17 protein-coding genes and 1 pseudogene are annotated in these 19477 nt (G+C 44.4%); 5 read left to right on the top strand and 13 right to left on the bottom strand.

What is annotated here, in order from left to right:
* The first annotated feature begins 276 nt into the window (after positions 1-276).
* Genes MBO_RS04650 through MBO_RS04665 form a run of 4 tightly spaced genes read left to right on the top strand, consistent with a single transcriptional unit; the run spans position 277 to position 6909 of the window.
* Complete coding sequence (locus MBO_RS04650; RefSeq protein WP_036365226.1) at positions 277-1851, top strand: site-specific DNA-methyltransferase; 1575 nt, start codon at positions 277-279, stop codon at positions 1849-1851.
* Positions 1852-1869: 18 nt separating this feature from the next.
* Positions 1870-4488 (top strand): restriction endonuclease, encoded by a 2619-nt coding sequence (locus MBO_RS04655; protein ID WP_036364439.1) that lies wholly within the window; start codon positions 1870-1872, stop codon positions 4486-4488.
* 50 nt (positions 4489-4538) lie between these two features.
* On the top strand, positions 4539-6083 hold the full coding sequence (locus MBO_RS04660; RefSeq protein WP_036364444.1) for a pyridoxal phosphate-dependent decarboxylase family protein: 1545 nt from the start codon (positions 4539-4541) through the stop codon (positions 6081-6083).
* Positions 6084-6087: 4 nt separating this feature from the next.
* Positions 6088-6909, top strand: a complete 822-nt coding sequence (locus MBO_RS04665; RefSeq protein WP_036365228.1) for a DUF72 domain-containing protein — start codon at positions 6088-6090, stop codon at positions 6907-6909.
* A gap of 46 nt (positions 6910-6955) precedes the next feature.
* On the opposite strand, the gene MBO_RS04670 is transcribed toward MBO_RS04665, so the two are convergent.
* The 10 genes from MBO_RS04670 to MBO_RS04715 form a co-directional block, all read right to left on the bottom strand.
* Entirely contained in the window at positions 6956-7525 is a 570-nt protein-coding gene (locus MBO_RS04670) for a tetratricopeptide repeat protein (protein ID WP_036364446.1), read from the bottom strand.
* Positions 7526-7716: 191 nt separating this feature from the next.
* Positions 7717-8334, bottom strand: a complete 618-nt coding sequence (gene metW, locus MBO_RS04675) for a methionine biosynthesis protein MetW (protein ID WP_036364449.1) — start codon at positions 8332-8334, stop codon at positions 7717-7719.
* A gap of 13 nt (positions 8335-8347) precedes the next feature.
* On the bottom strand, positions 8348-9595 hold the full coding sequence (gene metX, locus MBO_RS04680; protein ID WP_046697889.1) for a homoserine O-succinyltransferase MetX: 1248 nt from the start codon (positions 9593-9595) through the stop codon (positions 8348-8350).
* A gap of 114 nt (positions 9596-9709) precedes the next feature.
* Positions 9710-11155 (bottom strand): ABC transporter ATP-binding protein, encoded by a 1446-nt coding sequence (locus MBO_RS04685; RefSeq protein ID WP_036364452.1) that lies wholly within the window; start codon positions 11153-11155, stop codon positions 9710-9712.
* 2 nt (positions 11156-11157) lie between these two features.
* Positions 11158-11958: an ABC transporter permease gene (locus MBO_RS04690; protein ID WP_197971990.1), complete on the bottom strand. Its 801-nt coding sequence runs from the start codon at positions 11956-11958 to the stop codon at positions 11158-11160.
* Positions 11959-12003: 45 nt separating this feature from the next.
* Positions 12004-12939, bottom strand: a complete 936-nt coding sequence (locus tag MBO_RS04695; RefSeq protein WP_036365238.1) for an ABC transporter permease — start codon at positions 12937-12939, stop codon at positions 12004-12006.
* Between the two features lie 116 nt (positions 12940-13055).
* Positions 13056-13481 carry a hypothetical protein gene (locus MBO_RS04700; RefSeq protein ID WP_187648938.1) on the bottom strand — a complete coding sequence of 142 codons (426 nt, stop codon included), beginning with the start codon at positions 13479-13481 and terminating at the stop codon, positions 13056-13058.
* A gap of 33 nt (positions 13482-13514) precedes the next feature.
* Positions 13515-13673, bottom strand: coding sequence for a hypothetical protein (locus MBO_RS04705; protein WP_187648939.1), 159 nt, complete (start codon positions 13671-13673; stop codon positions 13515-13517).
* A 280-nt stretch (positions 13674-13953) separates the two neighbouring features.
* Positions 13954-14094 (bottom strand): hypothetical protein, encoded by a 141-nt coding sequence (locus tag MBO_RS04710; protein WP_187648940.1) that lies wholly within the window; start codon positions 14092-14094, stop codon positions 13954-13956.
* A 311-nt stretch (positions 14095-14405) separates the two neighbouring features.
* Positions 14406-15971 carry an ABC transporter substrate-binding protein gene (locus MBO_RS04715; RefSeq protein WP_036364458.1) on the bottom strand — a complete coding sequence of 522 codons (1566 nt, stop codon included), beginning with the start codon at positions 15969-15971 and terminating at the stop codon, positions 14406-14408.
* A gap of 196 nt (positions 15972-16167) precedes the next feature.
* Between MBO_RS04715 and hemH the strand changes: the two genes are divergently transcribed.
* The gene (hemH, locus tag MBO_RS04720; RefSeq protein ID WP_036364461.1) at positions 16168-17130 is read left to right on the top strand and encodes a ferrochelatase; all 963 of its coding nucleotides are present in this window, start codon (positions 16168-16170) and stop codon (positions 17128-17130) included.
* 36 nt (positions 17131-17166) lie between these two features.
* Here hemH and MBO_RS04725 read toward each other — a convergent pair whose 3' ends face one another.
* The 3 genes and pseudogenes from MBO_RS04725 to gmk form a co-directional block, all read right to left on the bottom strand.
* Positions 17167-17817, bottom strand: a complete 651-nt coding sequence (locus MBO_RS04725; protein ID WP_118873305.1) for a trimeric intracellular cation channel family protein — start codon at positions 17815-17817, stop codon at positions 17167-17169.
* Between the two features lie 3 nt (positions 17818-17820).
* Positions 17821-18781, bottom strand: a pseudogene (locus MBO_RS04730) (multidrug resistance efflux transporter family protein).
* A 6-nt stretch (positions 18782-18787) separates the two neighbouring features.
* Positions 18788-19408: a guanylate kinase gene (gene gmk / locus MBO_RS04735; RefSeq protein WP_036364465.1), complete on the bottom strand. Its 621-nt coding sequence runs from the start codon at positions 19406-19408 to the stop codon at positions 18788-18790.
* Positions 19409-19477: the final 69 nt, after the last annotated feature.

Below are 19477 nucleotides of genomic sequence, written 5' to 3' on the forward strand. Positions count from 1 at the left end.
ACCAACCAACCAACCAACCAACCAACCAACCAACCAACAGCCTAAAAACCGCCCATAATACCGACTTTTTTTGGTGAAAAATTAGCCAAACTTCGTCAAATCCTGCCTGAAATTTTTAGCGAACACGCCCTAGACCTAGAAAAACTCAAAACCCTACTGGGCGACCACCTTGCCCAAAACGAACGCTACGGCTTGAATTGGGCAGGCAAATCAACCGCCTATCAAGCCCTGCAAGCCCCTACCAATAACACGCTTATGCCTTGTCCTGCCGAGAGCGTGGATTTTGATACCACACAAAACATTTTTATTGAAAGTGATAATTTAGAAGCCTTAAAAATATTACAAAAATCCTATGCAGGCAAAATCAAAATGATATACATTGACCCGCCTTATAATACGGGCAATGATTTTATTTATCACGATGATTTTAGCCAAAGCAAAAAAGATTATGAAATTGCCACAGGTGATAGGGATATTAATGGTGAATTGTTAAAATCCTTTAAAAAGAACAGCAAAGACAATGGGCATTATCATTCTAATTGGCTTAATATGATGTTGCCACGCTTTCATTTGGCTCATACTTTGCTTTCTGATGATGGCGTGATATTTATCAGTATTGATGATAATGAACAGGCTCAATTAAAGTTGTTGTGTGATGAGATTTTTGGGGGAGAGAATTTTGTTGATTGTTTAATTTGGAAAAGTAAAAATGGCGGTGGAAATGATGCAAAATTCTTTTCATCGGATTATGAGTATGTAATGGTTTATGCTAAAGATGCCAATCAATTTGAACTGTTTGATGATTTGAAAGCTGAAACCACAACAAACTATCAATATGAAGATGAGTTTGGAAAATATGCTTTAGATAGATTAGATAAAAAAGCATTGGGGTATATCAAAAGTTTAGACTATCCAATCACAGCACCTGATGGAACAATATATACAGTTGAACAGCCAAATCCAGATAATCCTACTGCTCGTTGGAGATGGTCTGAACAATTAGTAAAAGAAAGATATAATGAATTGGTATTTAAGAATGGCTATGTTTATACTAAAAGTTATGAAAAATTAGGGGCGAAACCTAGAAATTTATTAGTAGATACTCGTTTTGGCCGTACTCAAAATGGAAAAATTGAACTAAAAGAACTATTTGATAATATTAGTTATTTTAGTTTTCCAAAAACTGCAAAATTGATTATTCATTTATTAGGAATATCAACCAACAAAAATTCCATTATCCTAGACTTTTTCGCAGGTTCGGCAACGACCGCCCACGCTGTCATGCAATTAAACGCAGAAGATAACGGCAATCGTCAGTTTATAATGGTGCAATTACCTGAACTCACCGATGAAAAAAGCGAAGCCTATAAAGCTGGATTTAAAACCATTAGCGAAATCTCCAAAGAACGCATTCGCCGTGCAGGGGCAAAAATCAAGGCCGAAAATCCCGATAAAACCCTTGATACAGGATTTAAGGTATTTAAATTAAGTGATAGTAATTTTAAAGCGTGGCAAATTGACGATGACGATATTGCCAAGCAATTAGAGATGTATATTGACCCCTTAAAAGATAATACCAATGAGATGGATATTGTCTATGAACTGCTATTAAAGATGGGATTAAAATTAACGGCTGATATTAAATTTGATAACGGCATTTATTGGCTAACTTGTGAAAATAAATCATACGCCATTGTACTAAATTCATTATCCCAAGATGAGTTTAACGCCATTATTGACAAAAAACCTGCCAAAACCGTTGTCCTAGACAAAGTATTTTTAAATGACAGCGAAAAATCCAATGTGATTTTGCAATTTAAAGATGCTGGACTAAATTTTGAAAGCATTTAATTATTGGGGGAATGGGTGATGCAAATTCAATATGAGCATTTAGATTATCAAAAACAGGCGATTGACAGTATTGTGAATTTATTTCAGGGCGAAATCACACATCATCAAGATGATTTTAGCTTGTCGGATAAAGACAATATGCGTGTCATTGCCAATGAATTATCATTATCCAAAGATGATATTTTTGATAATTTAAGAAATATCCAAACGCAAAATCAGCTTTCTTTGTCTGATAAATTGGATAATTTGTATTTTAGTGTAGAAATGGAAACGGGTACAGGTAAAACTTTTGTTTATTTAAATACCATTTTTGAGCTTTATCAACGCTATGGCTGGCGAAAATTTATCATTGTTGTGCCAAGTGTCGCCATTCGTGAAGGTGTATTGCAAACTTTAAATAGCACAAAAGGATATTTTAAAGATGAATTTAATTCGCCGATTTATCATTATTATGAATATAGCGGACGCAAAACAAACTTGTTAAAACATTTTGCGACAAGTACACATATCGAAATTTTGGTGATGAATATTCAATCTTTTGAAAAAGAAAGCAATATCATCAATCAACAGCGAGAAAATGGCGTATTGATGGAGTTAATCCAAGCAACGAATCCAATCATTATTATTGATGAACCACAAAATATCAGCAGTGATAAACGCAAAAATGCCATTGATAATTTAAATCCATTATTTACGATTGGATATTCAGCAACGCATAAAGAAATTATCAATAAAGTATATAGCCTAAATCCTGTACAAGCATTTGAAAAGAATTTGGTAAAACAAATCGTGGTCAATTCTGTAGTGTCGCAGGATAAAAATAATGCTTTTATTGAATTAAAAGAAGTCGTTAATAAAGGCGGATTAAAAGCCAAAATTATCATTGATATAAATGAAAATAGAAAATTAAAAAGAAAGACTATTACAGTAAAAACGGGCGATAATTTATATGAAAAATCAAAACAAAATCCCAACCATCAAGGATCTATGGTTACAGGCATTGATTTGGAAAACCAGATAGTTAGATTTTCTAATGGTATAGAAATTGCCCGTGGCGTCAATTTGGATTATCTTAAAGATGATATTATGAAACAGCAAATTCACGCCACGATTAAAGTACATTTACAGCGTGAAAAGCAGTTAAATCCATTAGGTATTAAAGTATTATCGCTATTTTTTATTGATAAAGTGGAAAACTATCGCACCAATGCACAAGGTGAAATCGGTAAATTTTATCATTGGTTTGAAGAATTGTATGAATTAGAAACAGGGCAATCAGCAATTGGCGTACATAGTGGCTATTTTAGCCAAGACAAAAAAGGCAATGCCAAAAATAGTAACGGCACAACCAAAGATGATAATGATGCTTATGAATTGATTATGAGGGATAAAGAGCGTTTATTGTCGCTTGATGAACCTGTGCGATTTATTTTTAGTCATTCAGCCTTAAAAGAAGGTTGGGACAATCCCAATGTTTTTCAGATTTGTACTTTAAATGAAACCACTTCACAAATCAAAAAACGCCAAGAGCTAGGGCGTGGTCTAAGACTGTGTGTCAATCAAAATGGCGAGAGAGTTTATGATGAACAGGTTAATATTTTGACCGTGATTCCCAATGAAAGCTATGAGCAATTTGCCAGCAGTTTACAGCAGGAATATATCGATGATTGTGGTGTGAAATTTGAAAAAACGCATATTAAAAATGCCGAAAATGAACGCACGGTAACTTACCGTTTTGATGCGTTTACCGACCCACTATTTTTACAAATTTGGGAGCGTATCCGTCAAAAAACCAAATATCGTGTTGCATTTGATAGCGATGAATTGATTAAATTGGCAAGTCAGGCATTAAACAAAATGCCAGCCATTGCCAAACCAAAAATTGAAATTAAAAAAGCACGACTCATTCAAAATAGCGAAACAGGCGTACAGACAAAAGAGGTTTATTCTGATTATCAGTATCTGGACAAAAAAATTGCCATACCTGATATTTTAAAGGCATTGCAAAATAAAACGGGATTAACTCGTCAGACTTTGGTAGAGATTTTAAGGCAATCTGGCAGAATTGATGAGATTAAAAATAACCCACAACGCTTTATTGAAATTGTGGCAGAACTCATCAATAATGAACTGTACGATTTGATGAAAAACGGCATTCATTATCAAAAATTGGATGAAATGTATGAACAAAATCTGTTTGAGACTTATCCGATTTTTGTTAATGATTATACTTTTGAAGTGGATAAAGGTAAAATGCACCGAACCATTTACAATAGTGTATTGGATTTGGATTCAGGTACAGAAAAAACATTTGCCACACAGTGTCAAAATTATGATGAGCAAGTAGATTTTTATTTTAAATTGCCCAAAAAGTTTAAAATCCCAACACCAATCGGTAATTATAATCCTGATTGGGCGGTTGTCATCAATAAAAATGGCGAGCAGGTTTATTTTATTGCCGAAACCAAAAATACAGGCGATAAATCCATTCAAGATGGGGTGGTGGTTGATAAATTGAAGTGGGAAGAGCGGTTTAAGATTGCTTGTGCCAAAAGATTTTTTGAAATAAATGATGAAGTAGGCTATCAAGTGGTGCAAAAAATCAATGAATTAACCGAAAATAATAAGGTATATTAAATGATGCAAATATGCTAAAATAAAGCATTTTTTACTTTTAGGATGGAGCCATGCCAACTTTTGAACAACACCGCCAAGCCTTACTTTGTAATGATAGCCAGTCCATAGCAGACTATGAACAAGCGATGACGGACGCTGTCAAAGCGGTAACGGCATGGCTTAAAAACGACAAAATGTACACAGGCGGCAGCATTAAAGAGTTACGCTCTCAAATCAGTTTTAATCCACAAAAACATGGTTTGGGTGTGGATAAGGCATTGGAGCGGCTGGTGGAGCTGTTTTTAAACAAAAGTTTGAAAGTTCATCACCCACATTCGCTCGCTCATTTGCATTGTCCCACGATGGTAACTTCACAAATTGCCGAAGTACTGATCAATGCCACCAACCAATCCATGGACTCGTGGGACCAGTCGCCAGCAGGCTCGCTGATGGAAGTACAGCTCATTGACTGGCTACGCCAAAAGGTCGGCTATGGGGCAGGGCAGGCAGGCGTGTTCACATCAGGAGGTACGCAGTCCAATTTGATGGGCGTGCTATTAGCAAGAGACTGGGCAATTGCGAAGTACTGGAAAAATGCAGACGGCAAAGAATGGTCGGTACAAAAAGACGGCATTCCAGCAGACGCCATGCAAGCAGTCAAAGTGATTTGCTCAGAGAATGCTCATTTTAGCGTGCAAAAAAACATGGCAATGATGGGCATGGGCTTTCAATCTGTCGTTACCGTGCCTGTGGACGATAATGCCAAGATGGATACAGATGCCCTTGCCAAAACCATGGCGGATTTAAAAGCGGACGGCAAAATCGTGGCGTGCGTGGTGGCAACAGCAGGGACAACGGACGCAGGGGCGATTGATGACATCAAAGCCATTCGCAAGCTGTGTGATGACTTTGGGGCGTGGCTGCATATTGATGCGGCATGGGGCGGAGCATTGATTTTGTCCAATGAATACCGTGATATGCTTGACGGCATTGAGTTATCCGACTCGATCACGCTTGATTTTCATAAGCATTTTTTCCAAAGCATCTCATGCGGCGCGTTTTTATTAAAAGACGAACAAAACTACCGCTTTATGCACTATGAAGCTGAGTACCTCAACTCTGCCTATGATGAAGAACACGGCGTGCCAAATTTGGTGTCAAAGTCTTTGCAGACCACTCGCCGATTTGATGCGTTAAAGCTGTGGATGACCATTGAAGCTCTGGGTGAAGAGTTGTATGGTTCAATGATTGACCATGGCGTGAAATTAACTCGTCAAGTGGCGGATTATATTAAAGCAACGGACGGTTTGGAGTTGCTTATTGAACCGCAATTTGCCAGCGTGCTGTTTCGTGTTGTGCCAAAAGAGTATCCAACGCATTTGATTGATAGTCTTAATCAAAATGTCGCAGATGAACTGTTTGCTCGTGGTGAGGCAAATATTGGGGTAACTCGTGTGATTGACAAAAACCGTGATGTACAGTCCTTAAAGATGACGACATTAAGCCCCATTGCCACGCTTGACAATGTTCAAGCATTGCTTACCCAAGTCTTACAAGAGGCAGAACGCATCAAAGACGACATCAAAAACGGCACTTACACGCCACCGATTGATTAAGTTGGTGAAGCGTATTCATATTGGCACAGGCGGATATGGCGACAATGATTTGATTGGAGTGCTGTATCCGCACAATGCACGGCCGAATGATTTTTTACATCATTATGCCAATCATTATGATTGTGTAGAAATAAACAGCAGTTTTCATGCACCCATTGGTCAAAAGACTGTGCAAGGTATGTTTGCCAAAGCTGATAAACGGCTAAAATTTTCGTTCAAACTACACCAAGATTTTAGCCATGCTCGTACTGCTACCGCCCAATCCGCCAAAAATTTTTTACACATTTTAACGCCTTTTAGCAAGCAGTTGGCTCCGCTGTTATTGCAATTCCCCCACAGCTTTGAACGAACCATCACCAATCGCCAGTATTTGGGCGAGCTGGCAACATGGTTTGATGGACATCTGCTTGCCATAGAGTTTCGCCACCCCAGTTGGCATGTTGACCCTGTATTTGCCCATTTTGCCAAATCGCCCAATTTGATTTGGGTAAACGCTGATTATCCAAAAAATATCGGACTGCCAAACACGCCTTTTTGGGCGAATGCACGCACGGCGTATTATCGCCTACACGGCAACAATCCACGCTGGTGGGACGAAAAAACTGCCAAAGAGCGACACGATTATCGTTATAGCGATGATGAACTTAGTAAAATCGCCGATGAGATTTTTGCCAATAGGCAATACTTTGATGAATTGTTCATTTATTTTCAAAATACGACCAACGCCCATTCTTTTTATAATATCGTGATGTTAAAAGAAAAATTGGCACGGTTAGGTTTTGAAACAAAGCTGCCTTGTCTGATGGGTCAGGGCAGCTTGTTTTAATCATTGGTCAGGTGTGGGTGTTAGGTGTCATTTTACCATCATAAAATCATTGATTTTGAAACCAATGATTGGCGCTGTTTTTGGCTTTTTCGATGTCGCTTGATGATAGGTTTAGGGCGAGCTGACCGATCTTGGCTTGAGCTTTACCGCGGATGTTATCGTCTAGCATACCGTCGCGGCTAGATAGGTCGTACCATTTGTAGGCATCAACAAGTTGCTGTTGTCTTTCGTCGATCATCGCTAGGGCATAGCTTGCACGGTTGTCACCTAGGTGTGCTGCGCTCTCTAGCCATTTACGACCAGTTGCCATGTCGGCCTTGACGCCTTCACCACGCAGATACATGATGCCAAGGTTTAGCTGTGCAGGAGCAATATTCTGTTCGGCGGCACGCATGTACCAGTAGGCAGCGCGATTGGCGTCTTTTTGTACGCCTTCACCTTTTTGTAGGCGTTTGGCTAAGAAAAACTGTGCGTGATGATTGCCTTGAGAGGCTTGTGAAGTTAGACTTGCGATGTCCATGGTCTCAAAGCGCGAAGTAGATGATGGGTTTTGTGCGCTTGCAAGCGTCGCTGATCCTAGAATGGTTGAAAGTAGGATAGCTTTTAGGACTTTCATGGTAACTCCACTGATTTTTTAAAACAAAAATGACTTAATGGATGATAAGTCATTAAGATGGGGTGCTCTAAATATTTAAGCATACCCGAACTATATTAACATCTTGATTCGATAAACTCAATCAAACAGATGTTACAAAATGGCAAATAAACTTACTAAATTGCATTTCTATGCCTACTAAGCATATTATTTTAGGTGCGCGCCACTCGAAACACCGCCACGTCCGCCAACAGGTTGGGGGCTTTTTTGACTATTTTATCACGAACAAAGGCAGGGATTTTGGGATTGGGGTTGTCCCATAGGGCGACCGTATCTAAAATGCGAATGTTGTTGTCGTGGCACAGTCGTTCAAAATCCTTAAAGGTGCAAAGATGAATGTTGGGCGTGTTGTACCATTGGTGGGGCAAGGTCTCACTCATCGGCATAATGCCTTTAATGCCAAGATAAATGCGGTTTTGCCAATAGGCGAAGTTTGGAAAAGTTACAATGCCAAATTTAGCTACTCTTAGCATATCGTTTAGCAAGGTTTCAGGATTTTTGACCGCTTGCAAGGCACGAGCCATCACCACGGTATCAAAACTGTTGTCGGAAAAGCGAGCCAAGCCGTCATTTAGGTCTTGCTCTACGATGTTTAGCCCTTTGGTAATGCCTTCATTGATTTTGTTAGGGTCAATCTCAATGCCATAGCCAAACACGCCCAGACGTTCTTGCAGGTGAGCCAATAGTGTGCCGTCCCCACAGCCCAAATCTAGGACTTTTGAGTTGGGTTTTATCCATTTTTCGGCAAGTTGGTGGTCGATGTTGTTCATGAGTTTCCTTATTTTATTGTCTTGCCAATTGTGAAATCTCTTGGGGCGTGATGTCGCCTGTTTGTCGTTTGATGACAGGAGCGTTCAAAAAGCCCCGAACGGCAGTCGTATAACGGGGAATGTTAAACAAAAACGAATCATGCCCGTGCGGTGCGTCCACATTGACAAAGCTGACTCGCTTGTCGTTTGCAATTAAAGCGTCCACAATCTCAACCGACCGCTCAGGCGTGAACCGCCAATCGGTGGTAAACGAGACGATGAGAAATTGGCACTTGGTGCGAGCAAGCGTTTGTTTGAGAGCTTCTTTTTCGCCCAGCTCATCTTTCGTATAATCCCGTGTCGGGTCAAAATAATCCAGTGCTTTGGTCATGAGTAGGTAAGTATTGGCATCAAAATTTTTGCTAAATCGCTCGCCTTGATAACGCAAATAGCTTTCTACTTGAAATTCCACATCATAGCCGTACATGAATTTACCTGATTTTAAGTCCCGTCCGAACTTGGCTTTCATCGCCTCTTCGGTGATGTAGGTGATATGCCCCACCATACGAGCTAAAATCAGCCCACGTCTAGGATAAGTGCCGTGTTTGAGATACCAGCCGTCATGAAAATCGGGGTCGGATAGGATAGACTGGCGAGCGACTTCGTTAAAGGCGATATTTTGGGCGGAGAGCTTGGGTGTGCTTGCGATGATGACGGCGCGTTCTAAGCGGTCGGGGTAGTCCACCGACCATTGCAACGCCTGCATGCCGCCCATACTCCCACCGACAATGGCGTGCCATTTGGCAATCCCTAGGCGGTCTGATAGCATGACTTGGGTTTTTACCCAGTCTTTTATCGTGATGAGTGGAAAATCCGCCCCCCAAATCTCGCCTGTGGCAGGATTGATGGTGGTGGGGCCTGTGGAACCGTGGCATGAGCCGATGTTGTTTAGGCACACCACAAAAAATCGGCTCGTGTCTATCGCCTTGCCATTGCCAATCAGATTATCCCACCAACCTGCTTTGGTGTCGCTCTCACTGTGATAGCCTGCGGCGTGGTGTGAGCCTGATAGGGCGTGGCAGATTAAAATGGCGTTGGTTTTGTCGGCATTTAGCTCGCCATAAGTCTCGATGACTAAGTCAAATGACGGCAACACCCGCTTGCATTCTAAGGTCAATGGCTCATCAAAATGCAAGGTTTGGGGTGTTACGATTCCGACTGATGCGGGGTCTAAAAGGGTGGGTGTGTTATTATCCTGTTCGCTCACGATCGTTCCGTTCATTGTTGTTTTTGTTAATAAAATAAATAGGTGCCAGCTGGTAACTGACACCTATTTATTTTAGCATAATTTTGACAAAAATTCTTGTCGCTAAAATGCCAAACTCTCTACATCAGACTAACGATAATCCGTCAAGTCCACCACCGTATCACAGTAATGCCGTGTCAAATCGTGGTCATGACTGACCACAACCAGTGTACAGTTTTGGGTGCGACAGGCGTGCGTGAGTAAATCTAATGTGGTTTTTTGGGTAATGGGGTCTAGGCGGTTGGTAACTTCATCGGCGAACAGTAGCACAGGTTTCACCATCAAAGCTCGCATGATGGCAATGCGTTGAAGCTCGCCCCCTGAGACGTTCTCGCTTGTACGGTGTAGTAGGTCAGGGTGGAGCTGTAAGGCTTCCATGAGCGGGGTGATTTGGATTTTATCAAGATGATGACGTTTGACCACGTCATCGATGAGCGTGCCAAGCGTGATGTTTTGGGCGAAAGCGGACGGTGGGTCTTGGTAGAGTTTTAGCACTTGGTGGCGTTTGGGTTTGGTGTGCCATGTCATCACCCCTTTGGACGGGTTGATAAGCCCGCAAATGGCGTCCCCGAGCGAGCTTTTACCGATACCGCTATCACCGATGAGTCCCACCACTTGCCCTGCATGGAGCGTGATGTTTAGCCCACTAAACAGCTCTTTGTTGCCACGACTGATGGCCACGTCTTTTAAGGTCAAAAGGGGTGTCTTAGCAGGCGTGATGTCCGCCTTTGTCCATGTGGCAGGGTTGGCACTCATCAGCTCTTTGGCGTAGTCGGATTTGGGATTTTGTAGGATATCGGTGGCTTGCCCTTGCTCTAAGAGCTTACCTTTTTTCATGACCATAAGCAGGCCGTTATCAGTGCTTAGACCGTTGGCGACTTCGATGTCATGCGTGATGGTCAAAAGGCAGCCGCCTTGTTTGGTGACTTGCCCGAGCATGTCCACGACAGCGATTTTATTGGTGTGGTCAAGCCCTTTGGTGGGTTCATCGGCGATAACCATGTACGCCCCACTCACGGTAGCAGACGCAAAGGATGCACGTTGTGCCATGCCCCCTGACAGCTCATGCGGATAGTAGTCTTTGGCGTGGGCTAAGGAGAGTTGCTCTAAGGTGCGTAAGGTGGTGTCTTTGGCGGCAGAGTTATCGACTCGTTTGACAAAATGCAGACTCTCCCAAATCTGGCGAAACACCGTCATGGTGGGGTCAAGCGAACGCACTGGCTCTTGGGGGAGCATGGTCAAATCACGCCCCCACAGCTTGGCAAATTGATGTTCATCAAGCTTGCCTTGTCCGTCATGGAGCGTTTTGCCGTTGATGAGAATCTGTCCTTTGACCGTCAAGCCCTTAGGCAATGCCCCCATGACCGCTTGGGCAAGCAGGCTTTTGCCCGACCCTGTCTCACCTAAGATGGTCAAATTTTGCCCCTTTTTTATGCTAAGGCTAATGGGCTCGACTAAGGTAGCACCGTCTTTAGTGTGGACGGATAAGTTATTGATTTGAATTAAGATATCTTGTGATGATTGGGTGTTTTGCATGATTAGCCGTCCTGTTTGCCTGATAATAATTGAAAAGAAAGCACGAGTAAAAACACGGTAATAATCGGCAAAAAGAACACCAAAGGCGCTTCATAATAATAAGGAAATAGTTCGGTCATCATCAGACCCAGCTCGGCGGTCGGCGGTTTAAGACCGACATTGACAAAGCCAAGCGTGGCAAGGGCTAGCACCGCATTACCCGCCCCAAATGCTGAGAGTGTCCACATGACAGGGGCGAGCCGTGGCAGATAGTGGCGTTTGATGATGTACCACAGACCCATGTCCATGAGTGTACTGGCTTGTACTTCGCTTGATTTGCGCAAGGTTAGGCTCATCGCACGGGTCATCTTAAAAAACTCCACCCACATGACAAGTGATACGCCCAGATACAGCGACCAAAAACTGTTGGGGGCGATAGACGCAAACAGTAGGATAAACAATAAACCAGGCAATGCCATGATACAATCACAGATAAAGTTAAAAAAGTTATCCAAAATCCCTCCAAAAATTCCCGCCAGCAAGCCAAACAGCAGCCCAAAGATGAGCGACACCCCCACCGAGCCGACAATGAGCGAAAAAGACAAGCGAATGGCGGACGCAAGGCGAGCCATCATATCACGCCCTAGATGGTCAGTACCAAAGGGGTGCTTGCCACTGGGGGCAGATAGGATAACATCTAGGTTTTGCAGTGCCATGTCATGGGGGCGTATGAGTGGACTGCCATAGGCAAAGATGAGGAGTGCCGCCAAGATGATAATTCCGATAAGCTGAGTGGGGGTTAGGTTTTTTAAGTATTTCATCATAATATTGGCAAATTGATAACGAAGTTTGGCAAGTACTGATAAGGCTTAGTGAGCTTGATAACGGGGGTCAATGTAGCGATTGATGACATCCAAGACGGCGTTTAACACCACGAACAGCCCACCCATGACCAAAGCCGAGCCTTGTATCATTGGAATGTCTCGGGCGATGATGGCGTGAACTAGGGCGTGACCGATACCCGGCCATGCAAACAGGCTCTCCACAATGACCACGCCTTCGATGAGATAGATGAGCTGTACCCCATGATAGGCGACAATGGGAATGGCAATGTTACGCACGCCATGTCGTCTAAATGCCTGCCAAGGGCTTAGCCCCTTTAATTTGGCAAATTCATAAAATGTAGAGTCAAGCACTGCCACTGCCGCATTACGACTGACCCGAATGGAGACCGCCGACAGACCCAAGGCGAGTGTGAGAGCAGGCAGGATGTAGTTAATCGGCTTGCCGTAGCCGATGGCAGGTAGCCATTTTAAATGCACCGCAAAAATGGTGATGAGTAGCACGCCAATGATAAAGGCAGGGGCGGAGCGGAGTAAGGTGGCGATAAATAAGGTAAAACGGTCAAAGACCCCATTGGGTCGCAGGGCAGAGAGTATGCCTATCGGTGGGGCGATGATGAGTGAGATAATCAAAGCGACAAACGCCAGCGACAGCGTGTGCCCAAACTGGTGGGCTATCTCGTCCCACACGCTTGCCCCACTGACGAGCGAGTTTCCCAAATCCAAGCGGAGCAGGTCGCCAAACCATGCTATATACTGCTCATACCACTGCAAGTCAAGTCCCAGTTCGGCTCGCACTTGGTCGGCAGAACTTGTGGTGACTTGGTCGTAGCCATAGCGAGACGCAGCGATACGATACGCCATGTCGCCGGGCAGGCTTCGCATAAGAACAAAGGTCAAAGTGCCGACCGACCAGACGACCAAGAGCAGTTGGATAAGCCGTGATGTGAGTAGTTTTAGCATGATAATAATGATAAGCAAAATTGGGCTATTATAATTTTCATTGATGATGAAAGCAAATGTAATAACATAATATTTTTTAAAATAGAAAACCCCACGCATGACATGGGGTTTGGTGCTTAGATTTGGGTGGGTGGAGTGTTGGGATTTGCAGGGCTAAAGACCTGTTCGTCCAAACGCTCCGTGCGACTTGCCAGACCGCATTTAAAGCAATAAGGATTAAAGGTGCTTTTGCGAGTGGTGCAATTTGAACAATATTCAAACAAATGTATCCCAAAATGCGGACAAAAGTCCAAATTGGTGTTATTAAAATCGAGCGAGCGTTCACAGCTTGGACAAATGCCCTTGCCGATTTTGACGTGGGCTTCATCATAATCCATATGTTGTTGGTGTTCGTTGCTAGATAAGGCTTCTTCGACTCGTTTGCGTTCTAGATAGGGGCTCATCGCCCCAATGGCGTATTTGCCGATGACGACCGTTACGATAATCCCCATGCCATAGCGAACATAACCGCCATAGTTGGGTAGATATGGCACCAATTCCACAAAAAACACAAACAAGGCAAAAAATACAAAGCCTCACACAAACGGCCATGCGTTGGTATGGCGGTAGCGTTTAAACAGATAACCTGCCAACAACAGTGGCAAGGTAATCATCAAGCGACAAATAAATACCTGCAATTCGGTGCGGTTATTATGGCGGTTGTAGCCGTCCATAGCGTCCGCTTCCATGAGCATGATTTGGGTTTCGATGTTCTCTGCCGTCTGCCTAGTTGACGTTTTTCTATGGTGGACAGCTCACTTTGTAAGGCTTGTTCTTGGGCTTTTAGCTCATCAAGCTCGCTTGTGCGTTTGATGACTTCGGGATTTTGGTCAGATTGTTAGGTAACAGAACGAGCACCAAGCCAGTTGTCAAAAGTCCCACGGGCGTTTGTGTTTTAACTTTGTTTTTGGGTTAGCTCATGGCTTTTTTGTTCCCATTCGTGAATGATGTCTTGCTCTTGTTGTTCGGCTTGGGTCAGCTCGTCTTTAGCTGGTCGCAGGCAGGACGGTCGGCGACAAAATCAGCTAATTCCACAGGGTCGGTACTAATCATCAGCAAATCCGCCACGATTTTACTCCCCAGCCCAATTAAAAAGCTGGCAAAAATTATCGCCACAATCCACAAAAGATATTAAACCATTTTTTCAGGTTGTCGCCCTGCGGTTTTGGCTTTGGGGGTGGGCTTGAATTTGGCTCTGCCTTTTTTGTTCACGCTTTACTCACTCATGACAAGCTCCAATGATGAAAAAAATGACGAGATGATCAGGGTGTTTGATGTTTTTTAAGTTGCAAGGGCAGGAATACAATTTACCCTTGATAGGTCAATCGCTGATATAAAGCTGAGAATGGGGCATCTTTAAAGAAATTTTAAACAAAATTTGCAACATTGACAATATAAAAAGACCGCATAACACGGTCTTTATGGACTTACCATTTAAGCTGATTTAGGTTGTATTTACGCTCAAAGGGGTCAAGGGTTAAGCCTTGTAGAGACTTGTGAGCGGACGCACTTTGTTGGTAGTACACGACAGGGATAAGCGGACGCTCATCTGCCAAAATGGTGGCGACTTGTTTTTTGAGTTCATCTCGCTTGACATCATCGGCTGTGGTGGCGATGTCATGCAAGGCTTGGGTAAGCGCAGAGTTTTGGTAATTCATCACGCCCCAGTCGCTGCCTTGTGGGCTTAGGTCGGATTGTAGTGACGCCAATGGGTCTGGGGTGTTGCCGTAGTTACGAGCGTACAGAGCCATTTGCAGTGAGCCATCTTGATGAGCCTTGGGAATCTCTGATGAGTTGGTGATATTAACTTGCAAATCCACACCGATTTTACGCCATTGGTCTTGTAAGGCGGTGGCGATAAGCGGTAACTCTGGGCGGTCGGAGAACGTGATGAGCGATATGGTAAAGGGCTTGCCGTCTTTTTGTAGCACGCCGTTTGCCCCTTCGGTAAAGCCATTGGCGAGCAGTTTGGCTTTAATGGCAGGATAATCAGGGGCGGATTTTGCCACGCCTGCCTGCCAACCGCCAAACATGGGCGGTAGTAGCTCATACGCTCCCGCATCGCCAATGCGTAGCACCGATTTGGCAATGGCTTCACGGTCTATGGCATCGGATAGGGCTTGACGAGTGGTCTTATCGGCAAAGAGCGGATTGGCGATGTTCATCTTAATGACAATGGTGCGAGCGAGCGTTTGGGTTGCCACTTGTAGGTCGCTGTTGTTTTGTAGGCGTTTTAGGCTGGCACTGTCTAGGGTGTACACCAAATGGTCATCGCCGCTCTCGACAAGCAGGGTGCGGGTCTCACTGCGAGAGTTGGCAAGGTAGTGAATGCGATTAATGTGGGCTTTTTGTCCCCAATAGTCGGCATAAGCGGACTGCTCAATCTTTTGTGGTGGCTCAACCTTATCCGCCTGATACGCGCCTGTGCCGATGATTTTGGTGGCTTGCCCTTTGTCATCAAAAGACGCAGGGGCTAGGATAATGGCGGTGGCGTGTGTCAAATAAGACGGTAGGGTGGTCAAAGGCTCGGCAAGAGTGAATTCTACCGTTTTATCATCAACTGCCTTGATAAGCTCGATATTAGCACTTTCTAGGGCGGTGGGCTTGTTTAGGGCAAGCGTCAGGCTGTTTACCACTTCTTTGGCGGTCATCGGTGTGCCGTCATGGAATTTGACATCATCACGCAACGTAAACACCCATGTTTTGCCGTTGTCGGCTGTCTCCCATTTTTCGGCTAGGGCAGGGATAATCGCCCCTGCCTCGTCCACGTCTACCAAGGTTTCGCCAATACCCATACGCTGATAGACAAAGCCTGACGTACTAGGGTCAGCATTGGTAATCTCCCAAGGGGTAACGACCGTGAGTGTCTTATCGCTCGTGGCAGGCGTGGCATTGTCTGTGGCGGTAGTTGCCTTGTCGTCATTACCGCAGGCGGTCAAGCCGATGAGCGCGATGGCAAGGGCGGTGGGGCGTAGCCAAGTGTTTGTTTTCATAAAAATATCCTGCGAGAGTATAAAAAATTTGGCTTATGTTATTCTATAACAATATAAATTGCAAGCAGAATGTGATGCTACTTAACAATGCAAATAAGAATATTTTTTATCTATAAATTCTTTAATTGAGAAAATTAACTGCTATTTTTTGCCAAAAAATGCTAAACTAAGCCAAATTTTTAAATGATGAACATTCATGAAAACTGCCATTATTCTTGTGAACTTAGGTACGCCAGACGAGCCTACGCCTCAAGGTGTGCGCCGCTATTTGCGTGAGTTCTTGTCCGACACTCGTGTGATTGAGATTCCGCCATTCATTTGGCAAATCATCCTAAATCTATTCGTATTGACCACACGCCCCAAGCGAGTGGCTCATGCTTATGAGAGTGTGTGGACGGCAGACGGTTCGCCGCTGTTTGCAATCCTAAAACAGCAAGCCGCGTTACTACAAGACAAACTCATCGAAAATGGCACGCCAACCCCTGTGTTCCCTGCTACCACTTATGGTAATCCGAACATTAAGCATGTGATGAAGGAACTTCAAGATAAAGGCTATGATGACTTTATCATCTTCTCTCTTTATCCACAGTATTCGGCGACCACTACGGCAGCAGTATTTGATAAGGTGGCGGAATACTGCATGGATAAGCGCAACATGCCTGCCATTCAGTTCACACGCGATTATCATGATCATCCGCTATATATCAAGGCGCTTGCCGATAGCATTCGTAAGTTCTGGGCGGAGCATGGGCGAGCTGATAGACTATTAATGAGCTTTCATGGCATTCCTAAGCCTTATGCAGATAAGGGCGACCCCTATGCTGAGCAATGCCGTAAGACTGCCGTGCTGGTCGCCAGCGAGTTAGGATTGGGCGCTGATGAATGGGCGGTGAGTTTCCAGTCACGTTTCGGCGCGCAAGAGTGGCTTAAGCCCTATACCGATGAGCTGCTTGGTGAGTGGGGGGCTAAAGGGGTGTCTGTACAGGTGCTAAGTCCTGCTTTCTCGGCTGACTGCTTGGAGACCTTGGAAGAGCTCGCGGTGGAGAACCGTGATAACTTCATGAATGCAGGCGGCAAGTCTTATGAGTATATCCCTGCGCTGAACACCGATGCGCTACACATTGAGCTGATGGCGGATGTGGTCGGACGATATTTGTAATAAAGAAAACCTGCTAAATTTGGTAGGTTTTCTTTATTATACGTCGGAATTTAGGCGAATGGAGGGCAAATGCCAATCAAAGCGAACCGCCAGCATTCGAACCCCGAAGATGGTAACGAGTGTTAAGGTGTCTTGGATGACATCTGATGCGCCAATTTGCTCAAGTGCAAAATACAGCAAAGCGCCTGTGATGCTTGCGCTGATGTAGATTTCTTTTTGTAGAACGAGCGGAATCTCATTACAAATCATGTCGCGCATGATGCCGCCGGCGATGCTGGTTAAGACCGCCATCATCACAGCGATCATCGGATGTGCCCCGAGTGCAAGTCCGACTTTGAGCCCGATCACGCTAAATGCCGCCAACCCGATCGCATCGAAGAACTTGAGCGTCCAATCGATTTTTTGATAATAATTAAAAAATACCTGGCAAATAAGCGATGTCAATGTAATCACGATGACATAGTTCAAATCAGTCATCCAGAATAGCGGATGGCGATCGAGCATGACGTCACGAATCGTACCGCCACCGATGGCATTCACCATGGACACCAAGATACAACCAAAAAAATCAAACTTCTTATGCAGCGCCAGTGTCGTGCCTGCGATCGCACATGCCACCACGCCCACCATATCCAGCAGGTAAATCATAAAATCAGGCGTGATGTTCTCAAAGATAATATTCATCATAACTTAAGCCTGCATCTTGGCAAAGCCAAATAATCCCACCATGATCATCAATACCCCAATCATACTAATCAGCGACGGTGTTGTTGTACCTAATAAAGCCATGCCACCTAAGATGGCAAATAGCACTTCGCTTGCTTGTGTGGCATCGATGGCGGCGATCTGTGGTTGTGGCTTTGCAGCGTGCTAACAGAAAAATACTCGTTGCGATCACACCTGCAAATAACGCCACCAAAAACGTATTAAATACTTGAGATGTACTTGGCAAATCTGGCTGTATGACAAAGCCGAGCACAAGCCATAGCGACAAAGAGCCTGTGGTCAGCAGCCATGCTTTATTTAAGGCGCTGCGCATGAGTGGCGATGTGATGCGTAGGATGGCTTGGGTGAGTGCGATGTGATGCGTGGGCTTAGTAGCACCATACCAGACCAGCTGATTACCCACAGGGAAGCAAAATCCTGCAATGAATGCTGGCAGTGCACTCATCAGCAATAAAGTGCTTGTGCTACTTGTCGTGTGGTTCGCTCCCTCACCAAGGTTGGCAATTAGAACACCGATGAATATCAGCAGACTTGTGCCAATGATGCGCTTGCTCAGACGCTCGCCAAATACAGCCAAGACAATCAAGCTTGCCACAGCGGTGAATTGAAAAATCTCGGCGATGATCCAGATGGGTGCGCAATCTGCACCAAAGCACAAAAATGCATAAAACCCACCAAAGCCAATGCCGCCTGCCACACACCAGAATTTCCAATAATCCATGAACAGCGCACTAAGACCAACCAAGGTCTTAACGCCGTCTTTTAGGGCGATGAGCACGCTTGATATGAACCACATAAAGATGTAGCGACCACTTACCGACCAGAACCAATGACTGTTTTGGCTTGCCATCAGTTCGTTAAGTACAAACGTTGTACTAAAAAATAACCCTGCAAGCAGCCCAAGCAGTACCAAGCGAGCCATCATGGGCGATCAGTCGCTTAGCAATGATTTGATGAGTGCGTTTTGACGAGCTGTCTGCTGCGTTAGGGTTAGGCGCTGTGCTTTGATGATGGTTTGTAGATCGCCCAATGCGGTACTAAAGTCATCATTAATCACAACATAATCAAAGTGGTGGTAGTTCTTCATCTCAGTGACCGCACCCGCTAGACGTGTCTCGATGACATCTTTGCTGTCTTGCCCGCGATTAGACAATCGGCTGCGCAGCGCGTCACGACTTGGTGGCAAGATGAAGATCATCACAGCTTGCGGGGATTTTTCTTTGACTTGTAATGCGCCTTGCCAATCGATCTCTAAAATGACATCGATGCCCTGGTTAAGTAAATCATCTACAGCTTGCCTGCTTGTACCATAGTAATTACCAAAGACTTCAGCATATTCAAAAAAAGCACCTTTTGCGATCAGCTGCTCAAAAGCCGTCTTGTCAGTAAAATAATAATGCACGCCATCAGATTCAGCAGGTCGTGGCTGTCTGGTGGTGTGCGAGATGCTGACCTTTAGGTTGTCCGTAGTGGCGAGTAGCTCTTTGACGAGGCTGGTTTTGCCGGTGCCTGATGCGGCGGTGATGATGAATAATGTGCCTTGTACGCTCATGGGGTGCTCTTGATGAATACAGAATAAAAACGATTATTATAACATAAGCCTAAAACGCCGCCTAATGTT

It is taken from the genome of Moraxella bovoculi 237, assembly GCF_000696305.2.
In the GTDB taxonomy this organism is placed as follows: Bacteria; Pseudomonadota; Gammaproteobacteria; order Pseudomonadales; family Moraxellaceae; genus Moraxella; species Moraxella bovoculi.